Source organism: Paenibacillus faecalis, from assembly GCF_900289175.1.
In the GTDB taxonomy this organism is placed as follows: domain Bacteria; phylum Bacillota; class Bacilli; order Paenibacillales; family Paenibacillaceae; genus Paenibacillus_AQ; species Paenibacillus_AQ faecalis.
Genome location: NZ_LT985747.1, coordinates 2433159 through 2456312, shown reverse-complemented (window position 1 = coordinate 2456312; position 23154 = coordinate 2433159). Strand labels below are relative to the sequence as shown.

The 23154-nt window shown below is 38.4% G+C and carries 19 protein-coding genes and 1 pseudogene; 16 read left to right on the top strand and 4 right to left on the bottom strand.

Annotated elements, in window-relative coordinates; translation table 11 throughout:
• Positions 1-2: 2 nt before the first annotated feature.
• From C8268_RS11725 to C8268_RS11675, 11 genes and pseudogenes are all read left to right on the top strand, one after another.
• Positions 3-782, top strand: coding sequence for an endonuclease/exonuclease/phosphatase family protein (locus C8268_RS11725; RefSeq protein WP_158702727.1), 780 nt, complete (start codon positions 3-5; stop codon positions 780-782).
• A gap of 785 nt (positions 783-1567) precedes the next feature.
• Positions 1568-2557 (top strand): pyruvate kinase, encoded by a 990-nt coding sequence (locus C8268_RS11720; RefSeq protein WP_158702726.1) that lies wholly within the window; start codon positions 1568-1570, stop codon positions 2555-2557.
• A gap of 11 nt (positions 2558-2568) precedes the next feature.
• On the top strand, positions 2569-3387 hold the full coding sequence (locus tag C8268_RS11715) for a TIM barrel protein (protein WP_106767823.1): 819 nt from the start codon (positions 2569-2571) through the stop codon (positions 3385-3387).
• Positions 3388-3574: 187 nt separating this feature from the next.
• The gene (locus tag C8268_RS11710; protein ID WP_158702725.1) at positions 3575-4702 is read left to right on the top strand and encodes an aminotransferase class V-fold PLP-dependent enzyme; all 1128 of its coding nucleotides are present in this window, start codon (positions 3575-3577) and stop codon (positions 4700-4702) included.
• Positions 4703-4727: 25 nt separating this feature from the next.
• Positions 4728-5690, top strand: a complete 963-nt coding sequence (locus tag C8268_RS11705; RefSeq protein WP_106767821.1) for a hypothetical protein — start codon at positions 4728-4730, stop codon at positions 5688-5690.
• Between the two features lie 216 nt (positions 5691-5906).
• On the top strand, positions 5907-6989 hold the full coding sequence (locus C8268_RS11700) for a phosphoenolpyruvate carboxykinase (ATP) (protein ID WP_106767820.1): 1083 nt from the start codon (positions 5907-5909) through the stop codon (positions 6987-6989).
• Positions 6990-7493: 504 nt separating this feature from the next.
• The gene (locus C8268_RS11695) at positions 7494-8006 is read left to right on the top strand and encodes an AAA family ATPase (RefSeq protein WP_106767819.1); all 513 of its coding nucleotides are present in this window, start codon (positions 7494-7496) and stop codon (positions 8004-8006) included.
• 10 nt (positions 8007-8016) lie between these two features.
• Entirely contained in the window at positions 8017-8883 is an 867-nt protein-coding gene (locus tag C8268_RS11690; RefSeq protein WP_106767818.1) for a hypothetical protein, read from the top strand.
• A gap of 875 nt (positions 8884-9758) precedes the next feature.
• A protein-coding gene (locus C8268_RS11685; RefSeq protein WP_106767817.1) for an IS3 family transposase occupies positions 9759-11113 on the top strand; the annotation gives its coding sequence in 2 pieces (ribosomal slippage) (positions 9759-10212 and positions 10212-11113; 1356 coding nt in all).
• A gap of 198 nt (positions 11114-11311) precedes the next feature.
• Positions 11312-11890: pseudogene (locus tag C8268_RS23150) on the top strand (nucleotidyltransferase); the annotation flags it as partial.
• 217 nt (positions 11891-12107) lie between these two features.
• On the top strand, positions 12108-12302 hold the full coding sequence (locus C8268_RS11675; protein WP_106767816.1) for a nucleotidyltransferase domain-containing protein: 195 nt from the start codon (positions 12108-12110) through the stop codon (positions 12300-12302).
• A gap of 518 nt (positions 12303-12820) precedes the next feature.
• On the opposite strand, the gene C8268_RS11670 is transcribed toward C8268_RS11675, so the two are convergent.
• Entirely contained in the window at positions 12821-14242 is a 1422-nt protein-coding gene (locus C8268_RS11670; protein ID WP_106769928.1) for an aminotransferase-like domain-containing protein, read from the bottom strand.
• Positions 14243-14326: 84 nt separating this feature from the next.
• Here C8268_RS11670 and C8268_RS11665 point away from each other — a divergent pair, with 84 nt between their 5' ends.
• The 3 genes from C8268_RS11665 to C8268_RS11655 all read left to right on the top strand — a co-directional run bounded on the left by C8268_RS11665 (position 14327) and on the right by C8268_RS11655 (position 17213).
• Positions 14327-15259: a DMT family transporter gene (locus C8268_RS11665; RefSeq protein WP_106767815.1), complete on the top strand. Its 933-nt coding sequence runs from the start codon at positions 14327-14329 to the stop codon at positions 15257-15259.
• Positions 15260-15491: 232 nt separating this feature from the next.
• Positions 15492-16805, top strand: a complete 1314-nt coding sequence (locus C8268_RS11660; protein ID WP_106767814.1) for an amidohydrolase family protein — start codon at positions 15492-15494, stop codon at positions 16803-16805.
• 195 nt (positions 16806-17000) lie between these two features.
• A complete protein-coding gene (locus tag C8268_RS11655) occupies positions 17001-17213 on the top strand; it encodes a hypothetical protein (RefSeq protein WP_106767813.1) in 213 nt (70 codons plus the stop codon).
• A gap of 219 nt (positions 17214-17432) precedes the next feature.
• Here C8268_RS11655 and C8268_RS11650 read toward each other — a convergent pair whose 3' ends face one another.
• Positions 17433-19268 (bottom strand): UbiD family decarboxylase, encoded by a 1836-nt coding sequence (locus C8268_RS11650; RefSeq protein WP_106767812.1) that lies wholly within the window; start codon positions 19266-19268, stop codon positions 17433-17435.
• A 459-nt stretch (positions 19269-19727) separates the two neighbouring features.
• Between C8268_RS11650 and C8268_RS11645 the strand changes: the two genes are divergently transcribed.
• Positions 19728-20849 carry a glycosyltransferase family 2 protein gene (locus C8268_RS11645; protein WP_106767811.1) on the top strand — a complete coding sequence of 374 codons (1122 nt, stop codon included), beginning with the start codon at positions 19728-19730 and terminating at the stop codon, positions 20847-20849.
• Between the two features lie 109 nt (positions 20850-20958).
• A complete protein-coding gene (locus C8268_RS23335; RefSeq protein ID WP_272939329.1) occupies positions 20959-21093 on the top strand; it encodes a hypothetical protein in 135 nt (44 codons plus the stop codon).
• A 36-nt stretch (positions 21094-21129) separates the two neighbouring features.
• On the opposite strand, the gene C8268_RS11640 is transcribed toward C8268_RS23335, so the two are convergent.
• Both C8268_RS11640 and C8268_RS11635 read right to left on the bottom strand, forming a co-directional pair.
• Positions 21130-22515, bottom strand: coding sequence for a TraB/GumN family protein (locus tag C8268_RS11640; RefSeq protein ID WP_106769927.1), 1386 nt, complete (start codon positions 22513-22515; stop codon positions 21130-21132).
• 358 nt (positions 22516-22873) lie between these two features.
• Positions 22874-23152: a YxcD family protein gene (locus C8268_RS11635; RefSeq protein WP_106767810.1), complete on the bottom strand. Its 279-nt coding sequence runs from the start codon at positions 23150-23152 to the stop codon at positions 22874-22876.
• Positions 23153-23154 lie beyond the last annotated feature (2 nt).

The following is a 23154-nucleotide window of genomic DNA, read 5'->3' as shown; positions in this document are numbered from 1 at the left end:
TTTTGAAAATTGCAACTTATAACATATGGAATTCAGACTATTTATTTGATGGTAGATTAAAAAATATCTGTGATGAGATAAATCATGTGAAACCAGACATAATCAATTTGCAAGAAGTCCGTTATAAATCAAAAATTGATTCTTCAATTATAATTAACAAGATTGTAGAGGAGACAGATTACCAATTTTTTTATTTTGAGAAATATCATAATGAAAATGAAGGTCTGGCAGTTCTAAGCCGCCGCCCTTTAACGGAAATGGAAGTGAATTGGGATCGTAAAGACGTAGATAATTGTAATGCAATGATGGTACAGATTGAAGTTGATGGAAAAAAGTTATTAGTTGGTAATCTGCATTTGGATTATAGTTCTGTCTTAAATAGAGAAAAACAGATCGTTGAAATTGTTACATGGATGTCGGAAAAAAAAGCAGACTATTATTTTCTATGTGGTGATTTTAACTCTGATGAAACGTCAAGTGTATATCGTTACTTGACAAATCGTCAATCATTAAACGGTTCAGAAGCGAACTGGATAGATTTTTCCGAGGTATATGGAAAGCAAACAGGAAAAACTCCAACATTGGATTTTTGGGGGAATCCTAGATGGGTGAATATTAATGTATTAGAAGTTCCTAAAAGATGTGATTGGATTTTAATGAAACCCTTTGATGATAGGAACCTAAATAAGGTCATATTAAATCATTTAGAGGTATTTGGAAATGATTCGAATACTTTCGCAAGTGATCATTATGGAATATGTGTAGATATTGAATTTGAATAAAACACTGTACTTGTCAATGATTTACTCGAGAATTTGTAAATCAAATTGTGATGATTCTAGGGGCAGTATTGATGTAATCCATTGATAAGATTACCGTTCCAACTATAAGTACAGCCATGCCGAGATACACTTTCGCAGCTCGAAAATAGGTTCCAATCGACCAGCGTTTGCTATAATTATTCAAAATTTTCTCGTTAGATAAAGAAATATCTGTACTTAGAAAAGCTTTCATTTACTGAAGAGCTAACTCTTCTTTCTCTTCCTATTAGAAAAGAACGATCCCATTTTCGAACAGGTTAAGCTTTCCATCATAGTGATAAACTCGACAATCGTCTGTTCCGGTGGTCACGAGATCGGTGTCAGACTCAGAGATATACGAAGCAAATTGTTTTATCGTTGTCGAATCCCTTGCGGATAAAAATTACGATTCGACTTTAGACCGCAGACCGCTAATCACATGGAAACTTTGTTGACTTGACTGAAGAACAGAAGTCGAAGAGGACCACGAGTTCATCAACACATGCGTCCTTTGATTGGAAACGGCACTTACTTATCATGTCGCAGGCGAGATCAATCTTGCTTTTACCTTACGTATGAGACATTTCTAGATCTCCTCTGCGTAGAGTGGTTGGTGCTACTTCTATTTATTCACAGATGGAAAATAATTACCCGTTTTTATTTAATTACAATTAATTTTTGTGAAGTAGCGGAAAATAGTTATTTTGAATTTCTATAAATGATATTATCTTGTGATATGGATGAGCAGAATCGTTAGGAGTTGTGGAATGAATATTGTTGCTACAATAAAACCGAAAAAAGAAACAAGGGATATCGTTAATACTCTACTAGAACTAGGAGTTAGTTCATTCAGAATTAATTTTGGCAGAGGGGCAGTTAATGAGAATTTAAGATTGATTGAAAAATGCAAACGCTTATCGGAAAATATGAATATCAAATGTACTTTATTTGCGGATTTACCAGGAGCAAAAAAAAGATTGGGAAAGTTTGAAAATAGTGAAGTAAGACTCAGAGAAGGCGATGAATTTTGTGTAGATAAGAATAAAGATCAAATAGGAAATGAAAATAGGGTTTCCATTAACGATATGTCTGCTATGGATTATTGCGAAGTTGGAGACAGAATAATGATTTCTGATGATGACCAACCAATTTTGGAAATCACCAGAAAAGGTAAAAATACCATGATCTGCACGGTGCTGAAGGAATGTAGGCTATATAACCATTGTGGAATCACTATAAACCATAAATATATTGCTGCCAAGCAACTATCTACCGAAGATAAACAAATGATTAAAGAGTTAAAAGGTATCTCCGATTTCATTTGTCCGTCATTTGTAGATAGCAAAACCATAGTTGATGAAGCTAAAAGTATACTAGGTACTGCCTCAAATCAAAAGATAATTGCAAAAATAGAAACCCCCGTTGGAATATCAAAGTTAGATGAAATATTATATGTAGCTAACGGTATAATGTTATGCCGTGGTGACTTGAAGCATTTTTATTCACTTGAGAAGATTAACCAATTTGGCGAAATGATGAAACAAAAATGTTCGACGTACAAGGATAAATTGTTGATATTTGCTACTGATTATTTTGAAAGCATGATTAACGGAGAGCATTTGTCAAAATATGATGAAGAACAGTTAAATAGAGTTCTTACTATAAATCCGGATTACCTTATTCTTAATGAAACGGCCTATGCTGCTAATTGGAAATCGATATGTAAAACAGCTATAAATAAAATGCTATATGAATAGGAGTGCTTTAATTGGTTTTTGGTATTTGTCAAAAAACAAAAATGGACTGGATTCATTTCATACGTAGTAATAGCCACTATCCTCATCTAGAACTATTTGCAAATAATTATACAGATGATTCATTTATGTTCGATCACGACTATCTTGAACAAGTGAGAGCAGAATCAATAGAAAATAATTTAACCTTAAGTATTCATGCAATTCAAGGAATAAATTTAGGAGAAAAAGTTGAAAGGATCCATAAAGTAAGTAGGGATATTGTTTATGAAACTTTGGTTTGTGGTGAAGAAATTGGTGCAAAATGGGTGACTGTTCATTTAGGATCAGCAGGCCTTTCTAATATAGATAAGAACAAAAAATACAAAAGACTTGATTTAGCCATAAATGCCTTAGAAGAAATTTTAAGCGCCACCTCAAACATGAAAATAAATATTGCTATCGAAAATTTAGTGCGTTTACCTCCGAATTATGGAAAGTCAAGGCTATTTGATTGTGTTGAAGAATTTGAATATATTTTTAATAAATTAAATTCTGAACGATTAAAAGTTATTTTTGATATAGGGCATGCAAGAATCTCATCTAAAGAAACCGAAAATGATATGAGTATGTTTATACAAGAAATTTATAAACATATCTGTGCCTATCATGTTCATTGGAATAATGGATTTGAAGATACACATTCACCACTAAATAATGAGTCAATCAAAGAAATAGCAAGGTTCAAACATTTCATTGCGGATGACCAGCCACTTTTGTTTGAGTGTTATGAACAAAGAGAAAACGAAATAAGTATGAAATTACTGAATGAGTTAATGATTCAAACTAGGTAGAAATGATGTTACTACTTAAGTATTTCTATTCTATCGAAGAATTCCGATCCACGAGCGTAATGTTCGAACAGAATACTACAATAAAGGCTTGAGAGTTCGTACTCCGCATCACTTATCCGACATGGCTTGGCGAATTCTCTGCACCATCGCCTCGAGAAAGTATAATCGTGAAGAAGGGAAAACTTATATGGATGCTTATAATGCTAGCTTATATCAAAGAGACATACTATCTCGACTTGAAAGCATTTATAATCAAACGAGTCTAATGGATATTATGGATAAAACAGAGACAAAATTCGCTAATATGTTTAATGTTAAAAATCCTCTCCTAACAAGAAGCGGTTCTGAAGGATTTTTAATAGCTTTGTTAGCTATGGGGGTGAAACCAAACGATGAGGTGATATTACCTGTTTCTATTTGTCAATCGATGGTTAACATGGTTATGCTACTTAAGGCAACACCAGTTTTATCTGATGTAGATGAGTATCTGGCTCTGCAAGAGTCTAATTTTACTAATTATATTACTCCTAAGACAAAAGTTGTGGTCTTTACACATTCTTTTGGCAAAGCATGTGATATAAATTGGTTAGTTTCATTGCAGAGGGAATATGGATTCTACATCGTCGAAGATTGTTGTCAAACGTTAGCAGTTTCCTATAATGGAGTCAGTGTAGGGACAAGCGGAAATGTATCTATATTTTCTTTCGGAAATGGGAAACCGCTTTCAATTGGTATTGGAGGTATGATTTGTTCTAATAATCCATTACTTTATGAAGAGACGATGAAAAGAAGTAGATTGTATTATTTGGATGATACCAATTATGAAGTTTTAGGTCTGAATTCAAATCTAAGTACAATCGATATTTTATTTCTATCACACCGCCTAGATCAATGGGAAGAGATCATATCAGTAAAGAAACAAAAAGCGAATCGTTATATAGAACATCTAAGAGATATTGGCAGTATTATAGGAGAACAGTCAAATATTTTCCATAGAATCATCATGGAATTGGATTTAGAACGTTATGGATTGCATTATGGTCCATTTGTTCAAAAATTAGAAAATCGATTGAATAATAAATCTAACTATTGTTTTCAGCAATCACAACCTAATCCACCACACAAAATAAAATGTGTGAATGATTATTATATGAGTATAAATAGGAATGATTTAATGGATTGTAACGGTGAAAAATATCCTAATTGGAGAAAATTCAGCGAAAGATACTTCTTCTTTCGAACAGGGAACAATTTGACCAATGAGCAGATCGATGAAACATGTAATGAGTTGAAGGAAATGTTATTTCACCAATAATTCTTGGCTGGAGTGATGTAATTTTATGAAGAAATCATATGACATTCAATTAATCAAACTAGATTGTATTAAAGAATGGGATGAATTTATTTCACGTGGTATTGGGGGAACGGTTTTTCACGAGTCTTGGTTCTTACAAATACAATCAGTAAACTTTATACTGTGTGCATTTCAAAACAAAAAATTATTATGCGGGTTACCTATTTTTGGTGGAAAAGAAGATAGAGTATCGATTCAAAGTACGATATCGGTCCCTTATTGTGGCCCAGTATTTTCCGATGAAATTGGAAGTGATCGAAAAGGTGTGCTGATCAAGAGGAAGATCTTAGAACTAATGATCATTACATTAAAGAAACATTTTACATACGTTTCCTTTGCATGTAATAAGGATATAACAGACATGACTCCATTCATAAAAGAGGGTTTTCTTCCAGAAGTAAGATATACTTATCATTATCATTTTCCTAGTAGGACTAATATTAACGATTTATCTAAAGGAAGAAAGTTGGATTTGAAAAAAGCAAATCTAGCGGGAATAAAGACAATAATTGATGATGATTTATCGTATTGTGATATTACCAAGTTAATTAAACGTGATCGAAATGATGCTGTTTTCATGAAAACAAAAGAATTATTTAGTACAGCGATTCAACAAAAAAAAGGAAAATACTTAGTTGCATTAACCAAAGAGAATACAGTAGCCGGTGGACTCTTTTTATGCTGGGACAATAGATGCTCATATACAATTTATTCGTATTATGAAGAAAAACATCGAAAAGAGGGTATACCGACAAAGTTATATATTGATGCAATTGAATATACCGACAAAGTATTGAATTTGCCAAGTATTGACTTGGAGGGGTCTGTTTTAGAGGGTATCGAGAAATTTTATCAATCTTTAGATGGTAAACAAACTTTATATTTTAAGCTGCACTGGAGTGAACAAACCACAGGTATTAACTGGACAGATATCTACAATTATGATTAAACATTTACAAAACCGGCAAAAAATTGAGTTAGGATGAGATAGTCAAGTTGGAGAGCCGAATAGACTTCGATGAGGAGCAGGGGGAATGCGCTGTGGCGATTTTCCCTGAGAGATACAAGGATATTGTAAAAGAAACGAAAATGAATAAGTAATGAGCAAATTTTCCATTCATGTGTACCTAGTAAGATGTCATATTTATTAAAAAGGAGTTTATGGATGAATGAATGGTTAAGAAATAGCGAGAGTACGCTAGTGATGCAAAAAATCATGAACACATTAGAAGGGTTAAATTTAGATGTAAATAGTCGATTTAAATGGTCCTTTGAAAAATCTCATTTTATCTTTACAGGATTTGATTTTTTTTGGAAAAATGAGTTGAATCGATTTTTATTAGATATAAAAATGGATCATGGATATAAAGAAGATGATCAAAGTTGGGAAATTTTTTTTGTTAACGAATTAGATGTTGTAGATCTCTTTATTCTCAATAAAAACCTTTTTGATGGAAATTCATCCCTATTGATTGAGAGATCAGGTTCCCTTACCATTACCAATTGGCAGAAAAAAAAGAGATGGCATGTATGGAAGAGAAATATGAGTAGTCGTCACTTTATTCAAGATATTTATTGCGGTATTAGGAGAGTAATTGGAAGAGAACTAAACCAGTTAGGTGGGAGTTTATTTCATGCAGCCTCCGTTGCGTTAAATGATCATACGATTATGCTATTTGGGAATAAAGGGAGCGGAAAAAGTTTTATAGCCTATGCATTAATTGTATATAATGAGGCGTCTTTAATCTCTGGCGACCAGACATTTGTGTGGACAAATGGAGAAAAATTGCATTGTGCGGGAACAATTTCTTCCTATCGAATTAATCTCGCTGATAAAAATTTATTTCCTAATCAAAAGTTACATGAACAAATATTCCAATATGCTGAAAAGGAAAGTATAGAGAAAAATAATCTAATAGGCGATAAAGTTTGTATTCCGCCTCAAGATTTAAATAAATTCTTCAAGAATAGAAGTCAAGAGAAAATGGAACCAAACATATTGGTATTCTTAGAGAACAATGAAGGATCTGAAGTAGAAATAAAAAAATTAAAGGAAACACAAATAGAAAGCTATTTAACAAAAAATTTACTTGATGAGTCTTATGTGGACTATCCCTTTGAACATACAGATCCTATAGAGAAGAAAGACAAATTACTAAAAGTTATGACTAATTGTAGAGGGATTTTAATCAAGGGTAGACCAACATTTGATTCAATCCATAAGATTTTTAATTCAATAACTGAATAAAATTAGGAGTCATTTCTGTAATTACAGAATTTTAGGTTTGAACTAAAATAAGCACTGCTCTTAAAAGAAGAATGATCAACATGAAGACTACTATGAAACGCATGGAAAACTCAACGAATTGAAAAAAATTACTGTTAAAAGAAATAAAGTATTAGATCATGTTGCTAATTTGTCGCAGTTGAGAGTTTTGAAAATCGTGAGGTATAAAAAAAGAGTTTTTGAATAAGCCTTGCAAAGATTCACAAGAGTGACCTTGATTAGAAAATAAAGTATTAGACAGGCAAGATAACGGAAGAATGAAGGAATATAAGGGCGTCCAGTGGTTATATTCGACTATTTGTTGGAATTAAATGTCCAACGCTGGACCACTACCTCCCCCTTAATAGAAAAGTACGGTTTCCTTATAAGACTTCTCCAATCCCTAAAAGGTCTATAACTGAAAATAGTAAGAATGAGCGAGAAAACGGAGAAACAATAAATTATAGTGGGAATAATTGATATAAAATGATCATTATTATTACCGGATCAGCAGGTATTGGAAAATCAACGATTACTGGACTTTTGTCAAAAAAGATTAAATCCTGTGTTTGTATTCATAGTGACTCTGTTCATAATTTTATGGTTAATGCGAATATTTCATTGGATTTTTTAAAGATAACTGATGAAAATATATCTTTATTAATAAAGAATTTTGAAAGACATGGCTTCAAAAATATTATTGTAGATGCTGTATATGAAACATTAGAGCAGTTTGATTTAGCTATTAATCAATTTAAAAAGATCGATTCCAATATCGTCTCTATTATGCTGTATTGCGATCTTAACGAAAATTTGAGGAGAAACAAATTAAGAAACAATGAAGATATTATGCCAGACGATAGAATCATCGAATTAAACAAGATATTCTCACAACATAATCATTTTGATTACAAGATAGACATTTCAAATTTAAGTATTGCGCAGAGTGTACAAAGAGTCACAGATATCCTTTTTCAAATAAATTACATTAATAAATGAGGGTGAAAAAATGGCTGTACTTAATCTCCATAACTGTGATGATCATTCTTATACGAAACTAAACAATAAGGCCCAAGGACTTTTCAAATTAATTAAAGCTGGAGTACCAGTGCCAGAAACCATATTTATTGAAGAGAAAGAGTTTGACAATTATAAAACTAAGAAAGAAATAAGTGAAGAAACAAAAGAGAAAATTCGTCATTTTATAGAAAATATTCAAAGTAAAGAATATAATGTACAGTTGTTTGCTATTAGGTGCGAGTCTAAATACTATAGTAAAGAGATCCATCTTCGTCCCCCTCATAGTATTTTAAACGTAGGAATTAATTATTTACTTAATGAAAGTGATCTGAAACTTACTAGGATGCCTAATCAAGAAGAATTTGTTAATACCATTAAAAATATATTCCATAATAGGAGCCAATATTTTGATTCCTTACCAATGCCTGAAGAGAAAAACAAGACGTTAGAGAGTGAAGTTCTGTATTGGGCTAAAAAAATGTATGATAAAATGTTGTCACTCAATGGGGATTTTCCAAAAAGTATTATCATTCAAAGAATGGTATTTGGTTGCTATTCTTCAATATCAGGAAGTGGGATATGTTGCAACCTTCCTGAAGGTGATGACCGTAGGTTCAAGGGATTCTTCCTTCCTTTTTACCAAGGCCTCGCTCTCTCAAGAGGTAGTTGGGGACCGAACCAAGTCTCTCTTGATAAATTAAAAATAATCAATGAACGAGCATATTATAAACTGCGAGATATTTTCGATCATTTAGAGCGTCTTTATGGAGATAATAGATATTTGGAATATACGGTAGAAGGGGATGAAGTGTATATTTTAGAACATCTCACAAGAACAAGATTTGTAGAAGTATGACGATAAAACAGGATTAACCTGACTCTCTCGATCCACAGCTTGATAGAATAGGTAAGGTGTTTATACCCATCCATGAAGTATCGGATACCTTACGCGCAATAGAATGAATCCATCCATTAAAGGAGGTTTTACGAGGCAAAGGAAGATATAGAAATTCGCGATTATTGTTATAAAAAGGGGAAAATAGATTGGTGAAAGTCGGGGGATTTATAGGTAATTGAATGAATTTCATAATTGCTTTAATACATAGAATCCGAACATTAAGCACTATTTACGCCTATTCTAACGTCGATTTCATAATGAAAACAGAAAATTTCTACTTTTCATATTAATGTTTGTCTTTATGTAAGAGTATTGCATTATGAAATTGATTTAATTTAGAAGTAAAAACTATCATATACGGTCGAGATTCTAAATCAATGGATGACATGATGACAAAAATTTCATTTCAAGTTGTAAAAATAATAGTGCAGAACTTGTTTGAAACGGGCCTTTGGATTCGTGTGTTGGGGCTAGAGGTAATGATGATGCTGTTCGGTTATTCATGGACCTTCATTCTTTGTCGATTTTGGAGATCTCCATTATGAAAACGGTACTAAATTAGCGTGAATGGTCATGATCTTGTATTTCAAATCTTGCAGAGCTAAACCAGAACAGAACCACGCTGAGAAACTTTGAAATGGGTTATCTTTAAATCAATCAAGTCTAGTGATGAGTCTCTATGATAAGCTCAAGTGAACGCGTGAAGAGGCACTTGAGGATGGATAGTATAGTTGGATTATTGTCGGGGGACAAGAGCATAGTCATAAAGTCGCTATTTTGAACTGCACCCCAATTGTTAGACACACTCTAACAGTTGGGGGTGCAGTTTTTTTATGACTAAATTTACGAAAGATAGTAAATTGGCGATAATTCAAGGGTATGACCCTGATCTTATATCGCAGACGGAATACGCAAATCAAATGGGCGTTACTAAGTCCCAATTCCAATATTGGTTGAAGCTCTATGAGATGCATGGTCAGTCAGCCTTTATTAACGGCTATACAAATTATCCGGCAAGCTTTAAACTGGACGTACTCAATCATATGGCTCAATCAGACGCTTCTCTCATGGATACCGCTGCTCTGTTCAACCTTCCGGACTTCTCCATGTTGTATTCCTGGCAGAAAAAGATGGAGACAGGCGGTCTAGAAGCCCTTGAGCCAAAAAAGAAGGGGCGTCCATCCATGAAGAAAGATTCCAATTCGTCTATCAAACGATCCGTAGTTGAAGGGTCTGACGAAGCACTTAAAGAACGTATCAAGCAGCTTGAAATGGAAAATGAGTATCTAAAAAAGTTGAATGCCTTAGTTCGAAACAAGGAAAAATCACCAAACAAGACAAAGCACAAGTCGTCTGGGAACTGAGGCATAAATATCCGGTGATGGCACTCGTACAGCTGGCTGGTATCCCGCGCAGCACCTATTACAACCTTATAGCACGTATGAATCAACCAGATTTGAATACCGATTTGGAAGCTGAAATTCAGTCAATTTACGCGGAACATGAGGGGCGTTACGGATATCGCCGTATTCGTGATGAACTGGTAACCCGTGGATGGAAAGTAAACCATAAGAAGGTTCAGCGGCTCATGAAAAAGCTAGGCATTAAATGCCTAGTCCGCATGAAAAAGTATAAGTCGTATAAAGGGACAGTGGGCAAGATTGCACCGAATCATCTGGACCGCCAGTTCACGGCGGAGGCGCCAAATGAGAAATGGGTGACGGACATCACGGAGTTTAAGTTGTTTGGAGAAAAGCTGTATCTATCACCCATTTTGGACTTATTCAACGGGGAGATTATCACCTATACCATTGGTTCACGACCAACATATTCTCTGGTATCTGAAATGCTGGATGCAGGACTGAAGCGTCTGCCGGAAGAGCACCATCTTCTTCTTCATTCAGATCAAGGATGGCATTACCAAATGAAGCCGTATCGCCATGCGCTTAAGTCGAGAGGCATTCTCCAAAGCATGTCACGAAAAGGGAATTGTTACGATAATGCCGTCATAGAGAATTTCTTCGGTATTCTCAAGTCGGAGTTTCTGTACTGTAAAGAGTTTGAAAATGTGGAACATTTCAAGAAAGAACTGAAAAAATATATTGAATACTACAATACTAAACGGTTGAAGGCAAAATTCAAAATGAGTCCGGTACAGTACCGAACTCATTTTGAGAAAGCTGCCTGATGAAATAACCGTGTCTAACTTTTGGGGGTCACTTCATTTTAGCGGCTTTTTTGTTTTATCGGTACAAGTTCTTGTCCAGAGCCAAGGACAAGAACTTGTACCGTTACCGAAAAGGACAAGAAAATAAGCCGATTACCGATTAGATAAGCATTGAACTATTAATTAAATTTATTAAGCTAACAGGCAGGGGAGTTTACAGACTTTACTATTGTATGTGTAAATCCCAAAGATATTGATTACGAAAGATTGTCAAACATTAAAGACAGGCTTCTGGAAGAATATCCAGTAGTAACTAAGATTGGTACGATAATTTTGCTCGATTGACGATGTATTAAGTAAACCAAATGAGTGGGGTTTTTGGGTTAATATAATTTGTGTTTGTATACATGGTGATGACGTTGGTGAAAAAGTACCATCGATAATTATTTCTCCAGAGTTCATTTTAGACTTAAATACAAAGACCAAGGAGGAAGTAGATCGTATACATAGTTTACTTTCTAATGTTAGTGATAACACAATGAAAACTAGATATAATCTAAGAGATTAATTCGTGTGCATTATACTCTTTGGTTTTAGAAGATACAGGTGTATGGCAAGATGACATTATTAAGATGAAGAATGCCATATTAAACTATTGTGAGATTGACTCCGCTTTTAGTTGATTATCTGTATGCTTGTTACTTGGATAGTAATGTACTTGTTGAAGAGTTTCTGGGAATTGCAGATGAAGTATATAGCTATTTTGAGAACGCCTTAAATGCAATGGCTGCTTCCTGAACTTCCTTCGGCTAACACCATATTGACGATCCTGGACACTGTGAGAAGCGAGTGACCACATCCAGCTCCCTAAGCCCGTCGGGACGTCACTGCATTAGGTGTTCGGCAAGCCTCACAACTATAAGCAGCGACTCTAAGGGGCCAGGACGTCATCAATACAAAACGTTATCAGAAATTACTGCAAGTGATGCTATAAGATGTATAGGAGTTGATTGTTATGAACTCAATCATTGAACAAGCAAAACAAACTTTCGAAACATGGGGAATTGAATGGGCCATTTGCGGAGGAATGGCTATTGATATATTTCTGGGCGAAGAAACTAGAAAACATTATGATTTAGATCTATTCGTTTTCTGGTCAGATAAAAGAAAGATTATTGAACTAATGTTGAAAGATGATTGGAGAGTATAGAAAGCATGCGGAAATGGAGTGGTTCAAGAATTACTAATCGCAACCCAAGCAACCGAAAACCACCGGAAATCAAGAACCCGATGAAGCAATTAGAAATTGAGTCAACCCGATTAAAAACAGTACTAGCCATATAACAATTATGGTAACAAGGATTTTTTTGATTACCCTCCATTTTTTTCTGAGAATTCATTCGTTTTTCTAAATTACTTATTCGTTGTTCAAGATCCATAATAACATACCTCCTTTTATTATTTCCTTGGAAATTTAGAATCTCATAGAAAATCTATCTTCTCTTGTAAAAANCTTGGAAATTTAGAATCTCATAGAAAATCTATCTTCTCTTGTAAAAATATCACCGACACCACCAGCAATTATTCCAAGTGTTCTTTCTCCTACGATAGTTATATACCCTAATCGCCCTTCCCAGGAAGCACTCTTACATTAGGTTGTGCGGCGGTTGCAATCATTGGTTTTTCTTTTTTGTCAAAGTGGAGGACAAAAGAGAAGGGCTCTGTATATCAAGAATCCAACTGCTCTGCCAAATGAATCAGCTTCTTCATCCCGATGCTTAGTTGTTTTTCATTAATATATGAATAGCTTAAACGAATCCACGATGTTAATTGTTTGGAGGGATCACATATGGGGCCGGGAACAAAGGATATAGATTGTTCAAGGCATTTGACCAGAAGCATTTCCATGACAATAGTTTTTGGCAATTCTACCCATAAGTTAAGGCCTCCTGCTGGGCTGTCCCATGTCCAGTTGGTACGGGAGAGTTCGCTTTCCATAATTGATTTACGAACGCTTAACGCGGTTTGGAGCTTTAAAATATGCTGCTGCAACCGCTTTGACTTAAAGTAATGTAAGAACATTTTCTGATTAAGCAGCGGTGTTCCATTGTCCGCCAATGACTTAACCGTAAAGAGATGCTTCCTTAATGAGGAATGACTACAGACGGCGGCGATGCGCAATCCGGGTGCAACGTATTTGCTAAAGCTGCGAATATAAATGACATAACCTTCTGTACTATACGAAAAAAGTGGCAGAGGCGGCTCCTGTTCAAAATATATATCACGGAACGGGTCGTCTTCTATAAGGAAACAGCGGTACTGTTCCGCTAGCTCCACCAGCTGCTTTCGCTGCTCAGCCGGCACGATGTATCCGGTCGGATTGTGGAAAGTAGGGTTAAGGTAAAAGAAACGCGGCTTATGCTGCTTCATTAACTGTTCAACCTGGTTCAGATCATAGCCATATGGATGGATATCTACAGAAACAATCCGAGCACCGTGCTGCTGGAAAATATCGATTGCAGCGCTGTAGGTAGGCCGTTCGAGTAATACGGTATCCGCAGGCTCTATTAGCATTCGCGCTATTAAATCGATAGCTTGCTGGGACCCGGAGGTGATCAAGATATCATCATGCGTTAGATGAAAACGATGTTTATCTGCAAAGTAAAGGGCAAGTGATTCTCGAAGCTCCTCATCTCCTTGGATGGTGGAATATGTACTGAGCACGGTAGGATATAAATCAAAAATCTCCTTTACATATTCGGAAAAATAACGATTTGGCATGAGATTAGGGTCGATTAATGCGTGGGAAAATTGGTAGGTTGCTGGGACCTGATGTATTTCCGACAAGTGGCTTTTTTGGACATAGGAAGATACGATGGGAACGTCCAAATCTTTGAATGGCATCTGTGTGCCAGGATGTACATAGTAGCCGGATTTATATTTAACATAAATTTTTTTCTCTTCTTTTAGTTGCTGATACGCCTTGAACACCGTTAATCGGTTCACATTCAACTCTTCGGCAAGCATACGCACAGAGGGAAGCTTGTTATGCTCTGTCCATTCAGCTCGCTGAATTCGATTCCAGATGTGATCGTATACTTGCTGAAACAGCGGTTTGCGCTGTGAGCGGGATAAACGAGCATGATCCATCATGATTACCCTCCTTTAACTGTTCTGTATTGGATGAACTGTTCTATTTTCTTCTCATTATAATGATGGGAAGGAGGCGTTACAATGGTTCTCATGAATTATGCAATTATGTGCATCGTGTTTGGAACAACTTTTTTAGCAATCAAGATTGGAGTGGATGCGGGGGCTCCTCCCTTTTTTTCCGCAGGCATACGATTTATGGTTGCCGGTCTCATTCTTTTACTGTGGATGACCTGGAAGAAGCGTGGGAACTTTTCTTTATTGCTGCATAAAGAGATGTGGTTTACAGGTCTTGGCCTTACCTTTGGAACATTTTCGATGCTGTATTGGGCGGAGCAGTTCGTAAGCTCAGGGACAGCGGCGATTCTTTCTGCTACGGCGCCGATGATTATTATTTTGCTGCAGGCCATCGTCCATCGTAAATGGGTAGCAGGAAGGAAAATATTTGGCTGTTTGATCGGCTTGGCAGGTGTTATTTTGTTGGTGCTGCCTCAACTATCTTTAAAGTCTGATATATTGTGGCTGTTGGGATGTGTGGCGATTTTGATAGGACAAGTATTTTATGCAGGCGGAGCATTATACTCGAAGCGAGTTATTAGCCATTTTACAAATATTTCGCCTATTGCTTTAAATGCAGCCCAAATGCTGACAGGAGGTATCATGCTGCTGATGTTGTCCTTATTTACAGAACAGGTCAACATAACGATGATGTTTACACCTCAAATTGCCTTTTCGCTCCTGTACTTAATCCTGATCGGCTCAATGGTAGGGCACACCATTTTTTATTGGCTTGTGGCTAAAACGAATCCTCTCTTTCCATCCACCTGGCTTTATATTTCTCCAATCATCGCGATGGCAACGGGAAGCATTTTGTATAACGAAGAAATATCCTGGTACATGGCAGCAGGAAGTATAGTTACGATCACAGGGGTTATTCTCGTTAATAACGGATCACTTGGTAGGAGCGGGAAGAAAGTTGATTCATATGTAAAATTCACGTTTATTAAGTGGAAGTGAACGAACAAAAATAAAAGAACATTTGATTTATTTTATAAAATATGGTAAATTGTAAACATATCTCAACTTTAAGATATGAGGGAGGTGGATATCAGCATATAAAGAATCTCGCAGCTTTCCTGTAAGTGTCTTAATGATCGTAACGTGAGAAATGTATGGTTCGTGGCGGAATTGGATTTGAAGACTAGATTGGTTCTGTATCTCAAAATCTTATATATTTGGAGGTATAACGATGTCAACAATCTTAATACAACGCGCGCATATATTGTCGATGGATGCTAAAATTGGAGAAATCACGGACGGGGACATTTTGATTGAGAATAATGTAATTAAGCAGGTAGGAAAGCAAATTGAACCGACAGAGGACATGGAAGTGATCGATGGTTCCGGCTATATTGTAATGCCGGGCTTTGTGGACACACATCGTCACGTATATCAGCAATTGTTCAGTCAAGCTTTTACAGAATGGTCGCTATCCGAATACTATTCGCAATTTCTTGATGATATCGGATCAAAGCTTCGTCCGCAGGAGATTTATGTGGGCAGTTATATCGGATACCTGGAAGCTATCAATTCCGGTGTTACAACTGTACTGCACTGGGCGAATTCGACCAATACGTATGAGCATGGCCTTGAAATATTAAAAGCAGATTCGCAAATCTCGATGCGTACTATTGTAGCTATTGCGGATTCTGTACAACCGCTTGATGAAGATGCTAACTTTAAGAAGATGTTGCGTCTGCGGGAGACGAACAGCAACCCGCTGACTCAGATTGCCCTTGGTGCGATCAGTAGCGATGTAGAAAGGTTCAAGCGCAGCATTAAAGAAGCACGTGAACAAAATGTATTTGCTACCGCTCATGTGGGAGGTGTTCCCGGTGAGGATGGACTGATCGAACATTTATATGAAGAGGGTCTTCCTCTCGATTACATTAACTTTGCCCACTGCAACCAGCTGTCTGATAAAGATTACGAAATATTCGCCAAAGAAGACATATCGGTTTCCATCACACCTGAGATTGAGATGCTGATGGGACACGGAAACCCGCCATTTTATCAGATTCTGAGCAAAGGCGGCAGACCGTCGATCGGTGCAGACACAACCTCTGTCGTTGGCGCAGATATGATTACCCAGTTAAGGGTAGCCTTGGCATATACACACAGTGTGCATAATGAGCTGGTTAACATCAAGGGAGAAGAGCCAAGTCTGGGCGTCTTTAACGCCAAGAGTGTGCTTGAAATGAGTACCATTGATGGCGCACGCGCATTGAGGATGGAAGACCAGATCGGCAGCTTGACACCAGGCAAAAAGGCCGATCTGATGATGATTAATACCGCACGACATCAAACGGCGCCATTATATGATCCTTACAATTATGTATTGATGAATGTGAATGCAGGCAATATTGAACAGGTAATGATTGACGGGAAGTGGATGAAGAGAGATGGCAAGGTCGTTCATGCGCCGGTGGATACAGATTTGTTGAACGACAGCACACGGTTTATGAAAGAGCAGCTGGAGAGATACCAGGGTGTGCGTGTCTGATTCATATGAGTAGAATAAGTTAATGCTTAAGACCAGTATATCGGCTGACATAAGGCCATGTACTGGTCTTTTTTTATTTTACAGGAGGAGAAAACATAGAATTGAATTAACCGATTAATGTATTGTAAATCCATTGTTTTCTGATATATTACTAGTTGCTGGTACAGTATCCGTAATCAGGAAGGGGGGCGTTTAATGAATAAAAAGTGGATTTGGCTGCTTCAGATTTTAGCTTTAATCAGTGGATTGGCCTTCCCATTTATTCATGTGATTTTACGAATTGGGCTGCTGCTGCTCGTTTATGTTGTTGATGCCGCAATTAGTGACGATTCGAAGTATAACAGAAGGCTGATGTTGTTCTGGATTATTGGTCTTATTATAGGCTATATCATCAGGGCCTTTTTATAAGAATGAGGGGAGATAATTTTTCTCAAGTATCAATAATTTTACATATAAAAAGGAGAAGAACGTCAACGAAATTGTTGATTTATTTGTTTAAGTAACTAAACGGCCTTATTCCGATAGAAATCAGGAACAAGGCCGTTTATTATGTTTTGTACTATCACTTGAGCGGATCGAAGTTCAGTGACAGAGCGGCTTTTGCAGTTAACAAAGTTAAGATGCCCTTTACGATATCGGGATGTTGCTTAAACTGGCACCTTTCTCGAAAAATCGTTTGATGTTGTTTTCAACCGTTGGATCAGGAATTAACGGTGGTGCTTGGTGCGGCTTGGAACGAGCATCGATAATGACGTTATCGCATCCCCAATGTTTATTCTTATAATAGCTGTTTACCCCATAAATATCATGGGAAGGGTTGCTTCGCGTAAAGGTAACCCACAGGAAATTACTGATGGTCTTGCTCAAAAAGTCGCTGTCATCGCATAAAATGATCATCGGGCAAGTAGAGAGAGGTCCCCTCTCACGAATCATGTTACATAGGTCGTTTATTTCTTGCTCTTCTTCATCATAGCTTTTAAAAGCGGGTCCTTGAAGCGCAACAATGCCTGGCTGAATCCATGCTGCACGGTTAAAGCCACCTAGGTCCTTCAGGCTGTCTGGTACATCGGTGCACAACTCTCTTTTCTTATCTCCAACAGCCGCGAATATGACTTTGCTTCCGGTATTGAGTCCCGTTCCTGAGTAATCCAGTGTATCGATGGTCGTATTGGTTTGAAAATGAATATCCCGGTGCAAATCGATTCGCTCTAAAATATACGTCAAGAAATTCTCAATCTGATGTGTGCTGACAGGCTGCTTCTCTTCAGCTGTTATAAACAAATACTTGGCCAGGCTTAATTGGCCGGTCCCTAAAATACGATTGGCCTGCGTGAGCAGCTCAGCTGGTTGCTTCACCTGCTGAAAAGGAGTGTAGCGCTCGCTTCCAATGGCAAGCAGCAGTGGATGCACCCCGGCCGCATCAACCGCATGCACCTCTTTGACACCTGGAATCTCCGCTCTGATCGCTCCACCAGTCAGCTCATGGATCAATTCCCCGAAGGAGGTGTCCTCCTGCGGCGGTCTGCCTACAACGGTAAACGGATAGATGGCGTTTTTCTTGGCATACACTTTATGCACTCTCATCACCGGAAACGGATGAATCAAGCTGTAATAACCCAAATGATCCCCGAAAGGCCCCTCCGGTTTGGTCTCTTCAGGATAGATTTCACCCGTGATGACAAAATCGGCGTCATGGCTTATACAGTAACCATCTACATAGCTGTAACGGAAGTGGCGTCCAGACAGCAAGCCGGCAAAGGTCAGCTCGCTCATGCCTTCCGGTAGCGGCATAATGGCGGAGATGGTATGGGCCGGTGGTCCCCCGATAAAACAGCTCACTTTAAGCGGCTGCCCCAGCTTATTCGCTTTGGCCTGATGAACGCCAATACCACGCTGTATTTGGTAATGTACTCCCACTTCTTTGTTTAACTCATAATCGTTGCCGGTTAGCTGTATCCGGTACATTCCGAGATTAGAGTTCATAATCCCTGGCTTCTCCGGATCTTCTGTATACACTTGAGGAAGAGTGACAAAAGCGCCGCCATCTCCTTGCCAATGCTTAATGAGTGGAAGGTCTGATATTTGGATTTCTTGGAAATCAGCGGGCAGTCCGCTTTTTTTAATAGGAAGAGCTGTTTTGGCAGCCAATCCCGTTCCAACATATTTAAATGGATTTTTAAGAGCCTTCATGGGATCGTTGCGCAGGGCAATGACATCCTGTGTGGAATCAAACGTATCCCGAAAAATAAACTTGCTGCGCTCCATTGTACCGAAAAGGTTAGATACCGCACGGAACCTGGACCCTCTGACCCGTTCAAACAACAGGGCAGGGCCCCCTGCTTCGTATACCTTCATATGTATAGCTGCCATTTCTAGATGAGGGTCTACCTCTTCATGAATACGAATCAAATGTCCGTGCTTCTCCAGATCGTTGATGCATTGTTCCAAATTGAGATATCTCATTGAATTGCTCCAATCTCTTGAAGGTAATAAGGTTCTTCTACTATTATCGACAATCTCGAAGCATAGGTCAATTAGCTCTATTTTTGACCTATGGTATAAACTTCAGAGACATCATAACAAGGCAAACGAAATCATACGAATATGTAAAAGCTTAACGTATGTCTGAATACAAAATTGGAAGTGTTCACCTAATATTTGTTTGCTCATGGAGCCGAACTGAACGGTTCATCTCCATGCCTAATATTCCTCATATCAAGCCTGAAATCGTCCTGAAACGAAATAAAAGTAACAAGCTTGCTGCTGACATCCATTGCGCTCTAAGGAAATCGGAATGTCCCATATTATAATGTCGGAGCTCGGCATGATCGAGCTAGCCGTTTTCGTTTCCAAATTTTTGATTGATTATGACGGCTTAAATGGATCAGCATATCCAAAGGCCAGGGAGGGGAGCGATCAGCGATGATCACGATCAGTTTATGTATGATTGTACGCAATGAGGAGAGCAGTCTGCAGCGTTGTCTTGACAGCATAAAAGGCCTTGTGGATGAACTTGTAATTGTAGATACTGGCTCGACGGACAATACCAAAGCGATCGCTGCCAATAACGGTGCGATTGTTTATGATTTTGAATGGATTGATGATTTTGGAGCAGCGCGGAATTTTGCCTTCAGCAAAGCTACACAGGAATATATTTTGTGGCTGGATGCCGATGATGTAGTTGACCCGAAGGATCATGCGGCATTTAAGCAATTAAAAGAAATGCTGTCGGTATCTCGCCATATCGATAGTGTCACAATGCCCTATGTACTGACGACCAACGAGAAGGGGGAGGCGATCTTTTCCTTGCGGCGAAACCGGTTAGTCCGGCGCGAGGCCGGCTTTATATGGCATGGCGCGGTACATGAGTATCTGGCCGTCGGCGGACAGATTTATAACAGCGAAATCGCAATCTACCATAAAAAGGATAAGGAGTATACCGATCGGAACCTGCGTATTTATGAGAAGCGGCTTGCTGCAGGAGAAGAATTTTCAGCCCGGGATCTGTATTATTTTGGGAATGAACTGAAGGATCATGCGAGGTACAAGGAAGCGCTGGATTTTTATGAAAAGTTTTTACAGACAAAGCAGGGATGGTATGAGGATTGTATTCAGGCTTGCTTGAAAATGGAGGGTTGTCACCACGAGCTCCAAAACGAGAACGATCGGCTCCCGGCACTGTTCCGTTCATTTGAATATGATAAACCGCATTCGGATATATGCTGTCAAATCGGTGAGATATTGCTGCAAAGAGAGATGATCCATCCAGCGATTTATTGGTTCGAGCAAGCGACACAACTGGTAATTCCTTCAGATCAGCTAACAATGACACAAGCTTCGTTCTGGACCTGGGTTCCGCATTTAAAATTATGCCTCTGCTACGACCAGCTTGGTCAAACGGAAAGGGCATGTTATCACAACGAAATCGCAATGAGTTTTTATGCAGATCATCCTAGTATGCTTCATAATCAAAGCTATTTCCAAAAAATACTGGGGGATCGCTATGAGTCGATAAGAGCAAGCGCTAGAGGGCCGGTACAATGAAAACCAGCATGATTATATTGACACACAACCAGTTTCATCATAATCTAGCCAAAGCCGAGTGTATCTCACTCGGTTTTTTGCTGGAGTAATACAAGCCGGAGGTTATGGAATGAACCGTTATCAAATCAAGATCATGATGCATTCTTCCGGATTTATGATACAAAAAAGAGCGGAGTCTACATCATTCGTAGAACCCGCTCTGCTCCAAAGCTTTACATATTATGATACTGTAATGAAGAGCTAAACTGATGTGTTCAGATCCAGTATAAATATTGGATAATTATTGAATAAACTCGACCGTGTAGCCTTTTTCTTTCAATTGATCAACAACCATGCCTTCCAATGCATAGTGGGCCGCACCTACAACAATAAAGGAGGTGTTTTCTCCTTCTTGCTCCAACAATTCAGCCAGTTTATTCGCCATGTTTTTGTCACGTTCTCCGACGAGGCGATCATTCATTCCTCCCTCAGCGAACTCTCCTTCAGCTGATAGCATTTGTTGCAGACCTTTGAGGTCGCCCTCAATCCATTCTGTCTGCATTTGCTCCAGCTGTTTAGAGATTTCCTCTGCTCCTGTATCGGTCAGGAGAACATCCAGCAATTGATTCAATTCTTTTTCCTGTTGTTCAATCGGTACATCTGCGAACAAATCGGCCTGCAGCTTAATGCTTTCCAGCTCACGAACCGGTTTGCCTGTAAGCATTGCGCTGGTAATGAAATAACTGTCGATACCGGTAAGCATAGCCGTATTGCTGTCAGTCTGATTTCCGAGATCAAATGTTGAGAGCGTGTTCGAAACGGCAAACGGCTTAAAGGTATCAAAAGTATTCGCTGGCAGCCCCAGTTTAGCAAGTACTTTTTGAAGCTTCTCGTAAGTCTCTGCGGTAACATGATCTTTCAGTGTAGTGCCATCACTGTACACCATTTTTTCCTCAAGATAGCTCATGTCTCCGGTAACAATATTAACTTCAACCCATAGGTCGTCTGATGCTTCAAAGGCTTCTTGAATGCGATTATGCATCGGGTACATGTCCGTGTTGCCCAAGTGAATCGATCCGAGCAAATAGAGTGTGTTTTTATCGTTTGTAACTTTCCACATCAGACCTTTGGCTCCGCCTTCGGCCGTATCGTATGTATAATCAACCAGTCTGCTTGCCATGACAACTGCTTGTTCAACGGTTGAAGGTTGCTCCAGCTGGAGCCCGGCTTTGGTACCTTTTACGATACCTTTTTGCTGCATATAGTTGATCGGATCAACTCCAGTGATTCCGAAAGCTTCTGGAAGCTCATAGTTAGCCAGCAACTTGTATAAAGAACGAATTACATTTTCTCGGGATATTGCTTTTCCCGTCTCAAACGACAGGGAATTTTCCTTTTTCTTCAGTCCGAGCAGATCCAGCTCCGCTTCAGTTGCATCCATTAGCGATTGGAATTTATCATCAGTAATAGGCTCTTTGAATGTACCGTCAAAGTACCATTCCAACGGGAAAATTCCGTATTTCTCTCCTTCATGCAGCGTCGAGATAGACCAAGGACTGATATCGGGAAGAGCTGAAGGTTCTTCAGCGGCATGCACCGGAAATACAAGTCCTAACAGGAGCGTTAAACTCAGTGCACCGGCTCCCACCCAGCGTTTAAGCTTGGTCCAGCGTTTCTTTTCTTGCATAACTTGCATACAATGTTCTCCTCTCAAATTCTATGATGTGTGGAATGATATACCACCATACTAGTAGATTATACCATATGAAGAGGTGTTTACCCGAGATTATATGTCGTAATCGCGAAAAAACAGGGGCTAAAGATGTATTCAAGGAAGAAGGTCCTAATAATCTATTTTTAATCCCAATCGCATTAATATAAGTTGAAGATGACTGTGCGGTCTGACTAGAATGATAGTAATCAAAATAGGGAGGTGGAGCATTGTAGCAATAAATGGTCGGTACTTGAGATTACCTCATCAATGTACAAAAGGGAAGCTCCGGGGTCAAATCGACCTTTTGGAGCTTCCCTTTTACTGTATACATTTATTGCTCGACAATCGCGATAATTTCGTCTTCTAGTTCGAGTCTCACCTGTTCGCGATAAGCCCGAATATTGTATTCGGAGTACAGGTAGCGTAGAATCGCCTCGATCAGGTTGGCTTCGATCAAATACTGACTCCGGTTGTTCACCCAAATTTCAGCAGTGAAGCCGGTGTCTTCATCCCAGCAAAGCTCAACGACGACATCGGTAGGTTTCACACCTCTGCGTTCTGCCTGATGGATACAGACCGCATTGATGATCTCATCCATGCTCAGAATCATAA